We start from the raw sequence: 12,738 nt of genomic DNA on the forward strand, positions 1-12,738 counted from the left end.
AATAGTTCAAGTTTAGCCAGCAGGCTTTCTTTGCGTTTGTGCGTATAATCCTTTGTTTTGCTCTGCATGCAAGGCATTATCTATGAATATATTACCTCAGGAATAACCAGACCATGGGCAACATAGTCATCGTCGACGACCACCCCCTGATGCGCATGGCTGTGCGCGTGATGCTCGAGCAAGAAGGCCACTCGATTGTCGCCGAAGTCGACAACGGCGTGGACGCGGTGGAAATTATCCGAAAATTGCTTCCAGATCTGATCGTTCTTGACCTGAGTATTCCGAAAATGGATGGCCTCTCCGTCATCGCGCACTTGAAGGCTATCGGCATTTCCACCCGTGTGTTGATCCTCACCTCTGGTGACACTCGCAACTTCGCCATGCGCTCCTTACAAGCCGGTGCGGCAGGTTTTGTCTGCAAAGATGACAATCTGGACGAACTGATAGGCGCGGTGAAGGCAGTGCTGTCGGGTTACAGCTATTTCCCGGCCAATACCATCCACCAGTTACGCGACAATACCCAGGCCGCCAGCGAGGAAAGCCAGCTGATTGCGCAACTGTCCGATCGTGAGATCACCGTGTTGAAACTGCTGGCGCGGGGTATGGGCAACCAGGCCATTGCCGATGAGTTGATGATCAACCACAAGACGGTGAGCACATACAAAATCCGCCTGCAACGCAAGCTGAGTGTAGAAAACCTGATTGCCCTGGGTGAGTTGGCCAAGCGCAATGGCTTGGCGTAGTCGTTCACAGCCTAGGGTTCGAGCATATTTTGAATGCGCCGTAACTCCTTCTTCACCTGCCTGACCCGCGCCGGTACGTCCTCGGCGCCGGTTCGGCAGCCATGCTCTAGTTCCTTGCACAACCCAAGCAAATAATCATTGCGCATCAATGCCGCGCTACCCCTCAAACGGTGAGCCAGCTCGGCAATGCCGGCGAGGTCCCGTGTCTCACTGAAGTCACGCAACTGTTCGATATCCTGTTGATTGCTGCGCATCAATTCAGCTTGCAGTTGTTGAATGATTGCCGGGTTGCCACCGGTAATCGGCTGGAGCAGATTCATGTCGAATTCAGGCCCATGCAGCGTCGGTTTGGCGCCTTTATAGGCTGGCTTATCCGCTGGCTCCAGTGATGCCAGGCGCTGTTCGAGGATGGCCAGGCTGATGGGTTTGATCAGACAGTCGCCCATGCCAGCATTAAGACAGCGGTCCATTTCTTCCTGCTGGGCGTCGGCTGTCAGCCCCAGAATCGTCAATGCACTGGCGTTGCGTTGCTGTTCTTCCTTGCGGATCGCCAGTGTCAGTTCTACTCCGTCCATGACCGGCATGTGGTAATCCGTGATAAGCCAGTCAACCGGAAAGGCACGCCAGGCCTCCAACGCCTCCAGTCCATTACTGGCTTCAATCACCTTGCAGCCCAGGTACTCCAGCTGCGCGCGCAGCATTTGACGGTTCAAGGTGTTGTCGTCTGCGATCAGCACTCGCATGGCCCAGCTCGGAGTAGCCTCGGAGGACGCGGGCAATGGCAGTTCTTCTTCAGGCAGCGGTTCCAGAAGCTTGAGCTTGAGCGTTACATTGACCGTAGTGCCTTGCCCCGGCGTGCTGGTAAGTTCCAGGCGGCCACCCATCATCTCGCACAGCGACCGCGACACAACCAACCCGAGGCCGCTCCCGCCATGGACCGAGAGGTCCGACTGAATCACTTGCGCAAAGGGGCGAAACAGCGTCTGCCGGTCTGCCTCACTGATGCCTATGCCGGTATCCTGAACTTGCAGATGCATGTTGAGTGTCTGCCCGTTCAACACGCGGCATACCAAGCGGATGACGATACGGCCGCGCTCAGTGAACTTGATCGCATTGCTCACCAAATTCGACAGTACTTGCTTGAAGCGCAGAGGGTCGATAGAGACGTCCAGGGTGGTACCGGCGTCGATTTCCAGAATCAGGTCCAGTTTCTTCTTTCTCGCCAGCCCTTCGAATACCCGCGCCACCATCTCCACCAGATTCTTGAGGTTGGCCCGGCGTGGTGAGAAGCTCAAGTGCCCGGATTCAATGCGTACGATATCCAGCGTATTGCCCAACAGTTCAAGCAGGTTCTTGGCGGCCGTGTAGGCCACGTCGATGTTCACCCGATCCAGTACGCCATGATCAGCGCGTTTGAGCGCTAACTCTAATGTGCCTATCACCGCGCTCATGGGCGTGCGGATTTCGTGGCTCATGGTCGCAAGAAATTGGGTTTTGGCGCGGCTGGCCTCGTCAGCCTGGGTTTTAGCCTGCTGCAGTTGCTCAATCAGTTGATGATGTTGCGAGATGTCCTGCCAGCCGCAGATCACTCCGGCGATCGTGCCATTAGAGTCACGAAACGGCTGAATCCAATGCTCGATGAAGTGGGGTTGTCCCTCGATGGTGATCTGCAGTTGCTGTTCGATGGCGTTGCCATCCTCCATCGCTTGCAGATAACTCTGGTGAAGCGAGGGCGCAAGTTCGATATCACCGTGGTTCGTTTGCAACGCGGTTTTACCCAGCACTTGGGATTGGCAGAGCTTCATGACATGTTCATAGCTGCGGCTGCATGACAGCAGGCGTCCTTCGCGGTCGCGTACATATACCGGCACGGGCATGGCATGGTTCAAGGTTTGCAGAAACTCCAACTGATCATTCAGGGCTTTTTCAGCGGTGACTCGGCGCCGTATCTGACGGCGTAATTGCACGATTCGAATGATCGAAACCAGCAGCACCAGCAATGCGCAGCAAATGATCTGCAGGATTACCAGTTTGTAGTCACGCCAGTTCTGGCCACTCATGGCCGCATTGGCACGCCAGCGAATGGTGATTGCATTAAGCTCGTCAGGTGGGATGCTCAGCAGGGCTTTATCCATGATCGACTGCAGCTCGGTTTCGCCTCGGCGCATGGCGAAGTTGGCGGTGGCCGCCTGGCCGTCGACGACACCAGCCACGCGCAGTTCTTTTTCATAGAGGCGCGCGGTGTAGTAACGAGCCATGGATAAGGTCATCAACACAGCGTCGGCGTCGCCATTAACCACCATGCGCATGGCCTCCAGGTTGTTTGCCGGGGTAATCAACTGCACCGTGGGAAAGCCTTTGCGAATGCTGTCGATCAGCACATGCCCCTGGACAATGGCCAGGCGCTTGCCGGCCAAAGCATTGAGACTCGAACGCTCTCGGCCCGATTCAGCCGTCGGCGCGACCAGCGCAAACGAGCTGGTTGCGAATGGATGGCTGAAACGAATATGGTTCAAGCGCTCCGGGCTGGCCGTCAACACGGCTAAATCAGTATCGCCGTCGCGTAAAGCGTCCTGAATGCCTTCAAAACTCGAGGCGCGTTGAATCTCGAACTTGAGCCCGGTGCGTTGGGTGATGATCTCGAACAAATCGGATATCACACCGTTGAAGCGGCCCTTGGCGTCAAAAAATGCCGAGGGTGCCATGTCATCGTTGATCATGAAGCGCGCCACTGGGTGCTGGGCCAGCCAGCGTTTTTCCTGGGCGGTGAGGTGTACATTATCGTCCGGCATCACCGTGCCGCCACCGGTCCAGCGCTTGATCAGGTAGCTCATGCGCAGTTGGCCAAATGTGGTCAGTGAAGCATTGAGAATGCGTAGCAGGCGTTGATCTTCCTGCTTGAGTAGAAACCCATAGCCACCTGAGTCGATTTTCACAAACTGGATAAATTTGAGATAGCTGAAAAAGCTATGGTTGACCAGATAGTGGGTGGTTACCGAGTCGCCCAGAAACACGTCGACGTTCTGGAACGCGACGGCGGCCAGGGCTTGCGCGGTGGTGCCGTAGGTAAAAAACTGTGCATGAGGATAGCGGTCGGTCAGTAGCGCGTATGGCAGGTAGTCCTTGGAGACTGCTACGGTTAGTCCATTGAGATCTGAGGGAACCGCAATGTCGCTGTCCTGGCGTTGATAGAGTACGGGGGCATTGACGCTGTACGGCAGCGTCACCACCGTGTCAGAAGAGTCGCGATCATAGTCGCTGGACCGGCTGATCAAGTCGATTTCGCCGGCTCGCAAGGCGGCCATCGCTTGCCCTCGGTCAGCAAACCCGACGACTTTGATATCCAAGCCCAGTTGCTGCTTGAGCATTGTCGCCACGTCAGCGCTGATGCCCTCGTAATCACCGTTGCCGTAGACCATGTCGAAGGGCAGGGTGAACGGTGCGACCACGCCCAGGGTGAGGACACGCCGTTGGCGCAACCAGGCCCAGTCTGCTTCCGGTAATTGCAGCTTTTGTGGTTCCTGACTCACTTGGCTAAGCAAGTGAAGGGGCTGTTGCGGCATGGGTATCGTTGCGGCACCGCCGTACGATACAGCCGGCAGCAGTACGGTGAAGAAAGCCACGAAGGCTTTGAGCGTGGACATGAAAACGTATACCTGACTGCAAAATGCCAAGTACGCCGCGCTGGCCGGCTCAAGGTCGACCACGGACGTGGCGGGTGGGGTAGGAAGTTAGAGCGATGTGAATGGGCGTTCAGACTGACGTCAGCACCACCTGTGAGCCCGCAATGTATTCAAGGATGTACGGCAGCAGCGCGGTATCCGCCATCGGCGGGGCGATGGCATATCCCTGCACAATGGATACGCCCAGGGTTTTGAGCCGCTTGAGCTGGGCCGGGGTCTCGACACCCTCGATCACCAGCGACACACCCAGGCTGGCTGCCAGGCTGACGGTATGGGCGACAATGGCGGTGCAGGCCGAGTGCGTGTCGAGTTTGTGTACGAAACCGGCGTCGAGTTTGAGCTCGGTGAAAGGCACATCACACAAGCGCTCCAGTGACGAGAAACCGGTGCCAAAGTCATCCATGGACAAACCGCAGCCCAGCAGCTTGAGTTGCAAGAGGTTGTTCATGGCGACACTGCACGGATTGAGCGTGCCGGTTTCGGTGATCTCGAAGATGATGCTTCGGGCAGGGCACTCATGTGCACGCAGCAGCACTTTAATCGCCTGGCTCAGTATGGGGTTGCTGAGTTGAGACGGTTGAAGGTTGAATGACATCGTCAATGGCAGGTTCAGACTGGCCAGTTTCTGGCGCAGGATCAGCCCTTGCTCGAAGAGGCGCAGGAACAGCTCATCCATCAGGTCATGGCGTTCCAGGGCCTGTAGAAAATAACCGGGCGTCAACAGGCCGTTGTGAGGGTGCCGCCAGCGGGCGAGAACTTCCAAGCCGCTAATCGTACCCGTTTTCAACGAAAGCTGAGGTTGGTAAAAACCCACAAACGCGTGATCCGCCAACCCTTGGCGCAGCTCCTGGGCGTCGGGCTCTTGAACCTTGGGGGCGGCTGGAATCTGACTTAGGCTGAGTGCGGCTGAGGTTTTCATGTAATGCCCTGCAAGGGATGACCATGAGTCAATTTTGCGGGATATGCGTAACCATAAACGTCAGCTCTTTCGAGCGTGTGCGTAGGACTAATCTTACCAACTAATGAAAAGCCTATAGACTCACCCGAGCGGACGGTTGTCCGGTAACCGCACATGAACTTTCAAAGGCTCAAAGCACCCTCATGAACGCTGCAAATGGCACCGCGTATGCGCTATAGGCAATCGAGCGTCGGTAAACTTGAAAAAGTCTCGCTGCGCCTGGGTTTCGGCCTGTTGGTGTCTTTTTTGTTGCTAGTGTTCTTCGCCGTGGCCGGCTATTGGGTGACCTACAAGGTCATTCGCGGGGAAGTGCTTAAAGTCGATTATCATTTTATGCGTTTCGTGGGTCGTGCTTACGACCATGAAATATTTCTGTTGCGGGCCATTAAGGCCAGCAGCCAATTGGAATACAAACCGGTATTTAACCCTGAAGCCTATGTGGTCAAGCATACGACGCAGGGCAACATGCGCATTTATGAAGGCCAGGCGTCCCAGGTCGCCACAACGTTTTCGGCGGCATTGCCTATCAAGGCCGCCGACGCGCATGACGGTGTATTGAGCCAACAGTTGCAATTGGGGGGTGCGCTGGCAAATGTGTATGGCGACTTCTGGAGCGGTTCAACCTTCGCGTCGCCGCAAATGTTCGTGTTTGATCTGTCGAGCGATTTCGACATCGCGATTCCTGCGATCAGCCCCCAGCCTCATCCAGGCCAGCGCAATTTTTCCCAAGTCTTGAACGAGGTCAAGCAATCTGCGCGTCAGCTGCCGCCCTTGAGCAGTGACTTGCTGGTGCGCTGGCGGCCCAGTCATTTCTTTTTGGGCGGTGAGGACATTCAACAAATACTGGGCTACGTCTCCGGTCGCATTGAAGAGGACCAGTGGGAACGAAAGGGCCCCCCCAGGGAATTGGTGGCCGCTACCTTGCTGTATTGGGACGAATTTGACACGCCCGGGGTAAGGATAGAAAAGCAGTTTTTTGATCTGCCGCTGTACAGCAATGTCGACATCGTCGCGCCGGACGGCACGCGTGTAGTGGGCGGCAAGTCGCCACAGATCTACCAATATGAAAGCGGCTTCCATTTCACTACTTCAGGGCTGCTGATCAAGCGCAGTGCCGGGGATATGGGCGCCTGGCAGGCCCTGTATCGTATCCCCTATAAACAACTGATCCTGGATGCACGTTGGCAGTTGCTTGGGCTGGTCGGCTTGTTGGGTTTATGCGTCATCAGTGGCTGGTCGGTCATCCGATGGTATCGACGGCGCATCGTGGTGCCGGCGAGTAATGACTTTCGGGAGTTATTGGTCAACCATGACTTCAACCTGTCTTTGTTGCAAACGGTGCCGCTGGCGTTGTGTGTGGTCAAGGGGCCGCAGATCGAACTGGTGACGCAGAACAGTTTGTATACGCAATGGTTGGGCGAGCCGACCGAGTTTGCACAAATGATGGCGCTATGGCCGCTGTTTGAGCAAAATAAACCCCTTACCGGTGAAGGCTGCCTGCTGGTCAATCAGCGGGTCTTGCACGTGCGCTATACACCCACCGAATATCTGGGCGATAGCGTGTTGCTGTGTACCTTCACTGATATTTCTTCCCACCGCGAAGCATCTGCATCGTTGCTCCTCGCCCGCCAGGCGGCGGATGCGGCTAATGAACAGAAAAGCAACTTCGTCGCCACCCTGAGCCACGAGCTACGCACGCCGTTGTACGGTGTGCTGGGCACGCTGGAGCTGTTGGGCATGACCTCTCTGGATGAACGCCAACGTGGCTACCTGCGCACCATTGATAGTTCGTCCGCGGTATTGATGCACTTGATCAGCGATGTGCTGGACCTGTCCAAGATAGAGGCGGGCCAGTTGGTTCTGGAGTCCGTCGCGTTCCAGCCACTGGAAATGCTCGAAGAAACTGTACGCGGGTTCTCGGCGATGGCTGCGAATAAAGGGCTGGCGCTTTACTGCTGTGTTGACCCTCGCGTGCCGAACCTGGTGCAGGGCGACCGCCTGCGTATTCAGCAGATCGTCGGCAACCTGCTCAATAATGCGATCAAGTTCACCCAGAGCGGGCATGTCGCAGTCTTCCTGTCGCCTATCGGAGTCTGCGCAGGCGAGGTGAGCCTGCAATGGCGCGTGGTCGATAGCGGCCCAGGGATGTGCGAAGTGGTGCAGGCGCAACTGTTCGAGCGTTTTTACCAGGCCGACAGCAAACATCACACCGTCGCAGGCACCGGGCTTGGGCTGCCTATCTGCGCCCACCTCAGCCAGATGATGGGAGGTGCGTTGACCGTGGACAGTGCGCCGGGTGAGGGCAGTACATTCATATTTGAGTTGAGCCTTGAAACGCTAGAGGCCCCCCGATCTTTATTGCCCCAGTTATCAGGCAAGTGCATCGATGTTCGTACGCCCTATGCAACCTTGACCGATAACCTGTGCGCCTGGCTGGAGTGGCACGGTGCACACACTACCGTAATGGGCGATGACGCGGGCGCAGTACCTGATGCCATCTTGACGGTAATGCCGCAAGAGGTCGAGGTGGGACGCTCAGGCGCGACCAACGTCTTTGCTCAGCATGATTTCAGTAGCACGCCGCAGTTCATCGGCCAGGACCTGATGGTCAACCAGAACAGTGTCGGGTCCATGTGCCGTGCATTGGCGATGGCGATCAGCGGTGAACCGGAGGTTGCGTTGGAGCAGACTCCGGTGACGCACCTGCAGCTCGGTCTGAAAGTGCTGGTTGCGGAAGACAACCCGGTCAACCAGGTGCTGATGAAGGAGCAACTGGAGCGCATCGGCTGTGCGGTAGATGTTGTGCCCGATGGTGTCCAGGCGTTGCGGCAGTTGGAACTCAAGACCTACGACGTATTGTTGACGGATGTGAACATGCCGCTCATGGACGGCTATGAACTTGCCGATACGTTGCGCCAGCGCGATGTGGATATGCCGATTATCGGCGTCACCGCCAATGCGCTGCGTGAAGAGGGCGAGCATTGCATCCGCGTGGGCATGAACAACTGGTTGTCCAAACCGATGAATATCCAGGGGCTTTATCTGTGTTTGCGCAGTGTGCTTGATCCTACGGTATACCGAGTCTGCGAGATCGCGGCACAGGCAAGCGATGCGGGCGGGATAAACGTGCCTGAACGCATGCTCGAACTGTTCATTGAAACTATCACGCGAGATTTAAGTGAGCTTAAAGCGCTGGATCCTGATCAGGGCAGTCATCAGGCTGTCCAGTTATTGCATCGGATTCGAGGTGCATTGGCTGTCGGCAAAGCTAAAACACTGATTCTGGTGTGCCGTGAGTTGGAGGCATTAGTTGCGCGGAATGGGTTGGCCCGCACCCATGAAGATGTCGAGGTGTTCGTCGGGCGAGTCGAAGTAGCAATTCTGGTTTATAAGCGCGCCACTGCCATAACGGATAAAATGGAGGATCAGTCATGACGGTCGTCTACCTGGCTCAGTGATAGCTGAGTGTGAAATTGGCCCGGCCGATGGCTGTCCCAGTAGTGGCTTTTGGCTTGGTTTGTATATAGCTGGCACGAAGTAGAATTCTAAATACAGACGCCCCAGTTTGTATGTCGCCAGCTTTCCACTGGTGATAGTTCCTATCGCGGTGGAGTCGGGGCCATACTTGACTATACCTCCATCTTTGCTTATCTGAATGCCGGGCCCTGATGCACTTGATTCATGGGGCAATGATAATATGTCAGAAATATTATTGAGGTTTGAGGTATCTGTGAGCGTGACGTACGAGGCAATACTGATTCCTGGATCCCCTCCTGAGCAAGACAGATTAATGGAAAACACTACTGGGCTGGAGCGTCCGCCTACTCCATTGAAAGCAGTTGTAGAGATTTACTTAGAGGTACCGTTGATACGGGGCAGATAGCGAGCACTTCGGTGCAGCTGCTACTGAACTGGTACCAACAACAGATACTGCCCATTTTTTGTCGCAAGGACAGTAGTACACGACTTCGACATTTGATGTGATCGATAACGTCCCTTGCTTGATTGGGCCCGTTTTTATAAGTTTCACCCAAATGGTTTGAGTATCTGTAAATCCCTTAATGTCACGGGCGGGTTCGATAATATTTCCTCCTCTTATTGGCTCGGTATAACCAGATGGAATTGATGGGCCCTTCCATGTGCCCCGCCACTTAATGCCAATGCCAGGAATATTGGTTTAATAAACGTCTTGTCCGTAAGAGGATAGAACGCTGCTGTTCATCGTTGCATAAATCTCAGAACGGCTCCAGCTGGATTGGTTCAATGTGGCAGAAGTGGTGACGGGTATCGATTTCCATAGGGTTTGCCCTGTCGGGATATTGCCTGACACAATGAGTGTTTTGGGTAGTTTAATGATAGACGTTGAGGGGGTATAAAATCCGTCTGCTAAAACTATATTGGATAGCAAAATTAATAATAAAAAACATATTTTTTAATTATGAGTCAATCCCGACAAGAGTTCGGTAAGTATCCTACGGTTTAAAGCCTAGCTTTGTCGGAGGATTCGGTTCTAGGTGTAGGGTTTCCGAGATGCCTTATAGGATGAATAATGGAGTTTGCAGGTGCGTACGCTCCGTTCGCTAGTATTTCGGTTGACAGTATTAATGACATTAAAAATAGAATGACACGCGTCATACGGCTCGGTGTAGGATAAATCGAATAGAAAAATGGCTTTGTCTCCGGGGGGGGGGGCGACTGCTGGTTGAATAGGTGGTTGAGTATGTTAGGGTTATGGCTGTTTTTAAAGTTCCCAAATAGGAGTTAGTGTTTTGAGGAGTTTGAGTTTTCAGTCGTGCCATCAACAAGATAAAGTTTTGCAAAAGCGAATCGCCTATGCAGCGCTTGTGGTGTTAGCCGCAGTTTGCAGTGCGGAATGCAGTGCTGTGACATGCGAGGGAACGGGGGACTCTACACATATGGCTATTATTAACCCTGCTCCAATTCCTAGTATCATGCCAAAAAACAATTTTGTTTGGAGGTCGGTGAGCCCGACAACCATCAGCCTGGAATGTTGGGCAGACAACCGCAACGAGGCTGAGTATATATACATTTATTTGAATCCCAAGGCGGTCGATCTGGGGGCGGAGATTGGCTTGGGCATCGAGTTTATGGGGCAATCTTACACGTATCCAGAAACCAAGAAAATCCAAACACCCATAATGGTGCCTAGGTGCATAAGTAGTTCGGGATGTCGTCAAGGTAATCCTACGGTCCTGAGTTATTCGGTATTTCTATATAAAAAAACGCCATCAGCAGCGCTGAAAACAGGAAACCTATCCACGACAAATAATATGGTTGCATTTCAATTTGACGGTGCTGGTGGCGTGGGCGCCCCTAAGACAGTGGCGCCAACACTGAGTGGAATTGGCGGGCTAAAATACGAGCCTTGTGAGTCAAGGCTATCAATCAGTCCTAAGGATATTGACTTCGGAAAAGCGTATCTTAATAACTCAAAGCAGGGAGAAGTAGTTAAAAGCGTTGCATTCACGATTACTGAAAATCGCGCGTGCAGCTCTGCTTATGGTGTGGATTTGTCGATAAATGCTATTTCGGGCATCGTGCAGGATTTGAATGTGTTGGTGCCAATTAACAATAAGTCGGTTGGGATAGGTATTTTTGACGTTTCGGCGAATAAGCTAATAAATTATGGTCAGCGGTTTGTCTTTTCACCAAAAGAAACTGCTTTGTCAAGCTCTAAGGCTTATGAGGCTCGGTTGAAATGGATCTCGCCTGCAGCAGCGCTCGGGAAGTTTTCTGCTGGTATAGTGGTTAATATTATCTATAATTAGCTTTACGGCATTTCATGTTAAAAGTCTGTAGGTGACCCATTCTGAATGCTTGTTTATCGGTTTTTTCCCTAACGCAAATAATTACCGGATGAGTGCTGCCAACCAGGATGGATGGCAGCAGATTCTCTCAGTTCGATACGCTTGATTGAGGTGCACGCCATCCCCCACCCAACGCTTTATAAAGCTGCACCACATTGAGATACGACGCGGTCTCTGCCTGCGTCAGCGCGTCCTGAGCGTTCAGTTGCGTACGCTGCGCGTCCAGCTCTACCAGATACGCCGCACTACCTGCTTCATAACGCGCATGTGCCAGTCGAGCCGCACGCTCACTTTGCGCTGCTGCTTCAGCCAGGCTACGTACCCGTTGCTGCGACAAGCTATAGGTCGTCAGCGCGCCCTCGGTTTCCTCAATCGCATTCAACACCACTTGCTCATAACGCGCCCGGCTGCCCACCTCACGCGCCTGCGCCTCTCGCTGCCTGGCCTTGACGCTGGCCAGGTGCAGCGCCGGCCAACTGACCGAGGGCATCACGCTGAACGCGCGGCTGCCGCTGTCGCCCAAATCCCCACCGCGCAAGGCCACAAAGCCGAGAAAGCCGCCCAGGTCGATCCGTGGGTAAAGCTCGGCCGTCATCGCGCCAATGTCCGCATTCGACGCCGCCAAAGCGCGTTCGGCGCTGGCGACATCGGGACGCTGTCGCAGCAAGTCGCTGACCTGGCCAATCGGCAGGCGTGTGACCAGTGCCGGCAAGGGTTTCAGGTCGGTCAGCGTTTGCAGGTCACTGGGCCTTGAACCTGTCAATACAGCGAGTCGATAACGGCTGAGCGCTTGACGGGTTTCCAGACTCGGCAATGTGGCTTGTACCCGTGCGCGCTCGGCCAGGGCGCTGGCCAGTTCGTCGGCGGTGCCGCGCCCGGCATCCACGCGGCCCTGGACCAGCACCACGGTTTTTTCCTGATTACTCAGGTTGGCCTGGGCCACCGCTAACTGCCGTTGCGCGCCGCGCAGTTCGAAGTAGTGACGCGCCACGTCGGCGGTCACTACGATGCGGGTTTGCGCCAGGTCTGCCGCGACGGCCTCGGCGCGTGCCGAAGACGCTTGCGACAGGCGCTGCAACCTGCCGAACAGGTCCAGCTCCCACTGCGCATCCAGGCCGGCCTGATAGGTCTTGGCCAGGTTGCGCTCACCGCTCGGGCCGGGGTTGGCCTGGGACAGGCTACGGGAATAAGCCCCGCTGGCGGTCACCGTTGGCAGTTGGTCCAACTGACGCTGATCCAGCACCGCACGTGCCTCCAGCAACCGGGCCTGGGCGATGCGCAGGTCATGGTTACGCGCCAGCGCTTGATCGATCAGCGCATCCAGTTGTGGGTCCTGGAATTGTCGCCACCAATCCTGTTGCACGCGGGTGCTGCTATACAGCGCGGTATCGGGGCTTTGAGTCAGCTCTACTGCGGGCTCGTTACTGGCCCGGTAGTCCGGGCCAACGGTACAGCCCGTCATCCAGGCCGAGCAGATCAGCAGCGCGAGCGGGCGAATCACGAAGGTATTAAAGGGGTGCATATGT

6 protein-coding genes are annotated in these 12,738 nt (G+C 55.0%); 3 read left to right on the forward strand and 3 right to left on the reverse strand.

Annotated features, from left to right (window positions below):
- The first annotated feature begins 113 nt into the window (after nt 1-113).
- Nucleotides 114-743, forward strand: a complete 630-nt coding sequence (locus PSEBG33_RS16015; protein WP_005787308.1) for a response regulator transcription factor — start codon at nt 114-116, stop codon at nt 741-743.
- A gap of 11 nt (nt 744-754) precedes the next feature.
- Here the strand turns inward: PSEBG33_RS16015 and PSEBG33_RS16010 are convergent, their stop codons facing one another.
- Both PSEBG33_RS16010 and PSEBG33_RS16005 read right to left on the reverse strand, forming a co-directional pair.
- Nucleotides 755-4,387 (reverse strand): transporter substrate-binding domain-containing protein, encoded by a 3,633-nt coding sequence (locus PSEBG33_RS16010; RefSeq protein WP_005787310.1) that lies wholly within the window; start codon nt 4,385-4,387, stop codon nt 755-757.
- 109 nt (nt 4,388-4,496) lie between these two features.
- On the reverse strand, nt 4,497-5,345 hold the full coding sequence (locus tag PSEBG33_RS16005; RefSeq protein ID WP_005787311.1) for an EAL domain-containing protein: 849 nt from the start codon (nt 5,343-5,345) through the stop codon (nt 4,497-4,499).
- 195 nt (nt 5,346-5,540) lie between these two features.
- Between PSEBG33_RS16005 and PSEBG33_RS16000 the strand changes: the two genes are divergently transcribed.
- Both PSEBG33_RS16000 and PSEBG33_RS28690 read left to right on the forward strand, forming a co-directional pair.
- Complete coding sequence (locus PSEBG33_RS16000) at nt 5,541-8,819, forward strand: hybrid sensor histidine kinase/response regulator (protein ID WP_005787313.1); 3,279 nt, start codon at nt 5,541-5,543, stop codon at nt 8,817-8,819.
- Nucleotides 8,820-10,300: 1,481 nt separating this feature from the next.
- Entirely contained in the window at nt 10,301-11,173 is an 873-nt protein-coding gene (locus PSEBG33_RS28690) for a fimbrial protein (protein WP_087945243.1), read from the forward strand.
- A 127-nt stretch (nt 11,174-11,300) separates the two neighbouring features.
- On the opposite strand, the gene PSEBG33_RS15995 is transcribed toward PSEBG33_RS28690, so the two are convergent.
- Nucleotides 11,301-12,734, reverse strand: coding sequence for an efflux transporter outer membrane subunit (locus PSEBG33_RS15995; RefSeq protein ID WP_005787316.1), 1,434 nt, complete (start codon nt 12,732-12,734; stop codon nt 11,301-11,303).
- Nucleotides 12,735-12,738 lie beyond the last annotated feature (4 nt).

It is taken from the genome of Pseudomonas synxantha BG33R (genome assembly GCF_000263715.2).
GTDB classification, from domain to species: Bacteria; Pseudomonadota; Gammaproteobacteria; order Pseudomonadales; family Pseudomonadaceae; genus Aquipseudomonas; species Aquipseudomonas synxantha_A.

Bases quoted from the DNA above. Each gene is read 5' to 3' on its own strand.
- PSEBG33_RS16010 (WP_005787310.1), bottom strand. From the start codon at position 4,387: ATGTCCACGCTCAAAGCCTTCGTGGCTTTCTTCACCGTACTGCTGCCG.
- PSEBG33_RS16015 (WP_005787308.1), top strand. From the start codon at position 114: ATGGGCAACATAGTCATCGTCGACGACCACCCCCTGATGCGCATGGCT.
- PSEBG33_RS16000 (WP_005787313.1), top strand. From the start codon at position 5,541: ATGGCACCGCGTATGCGCTATAGGCAATCGAGCGTCGGTAAACTTGAA.
- PSEBG33_RS16005 (WP_005787311.1), bottom strand. From the start codon at position 5,345: ATGAAAACCTCAGCCGCACTCAGCCTAAGTCAGATTCCAGCCGCCCCC.
- PSEBG33_RS28690 (WP_087945243.1), top strand. From the start codon at position 10,301: ATGGCTATTATTAACCCTGCTCCAATTCCTAGTATCATGCCAAAAAAC.
- PSEBG33_RS15995 (WP_005787316.1), bottom strand. From the start codon at position 12,734: ATGCACCCCTTTAATACCTTCGTGATTCGCCCGCTCGCGCTGCTGATC.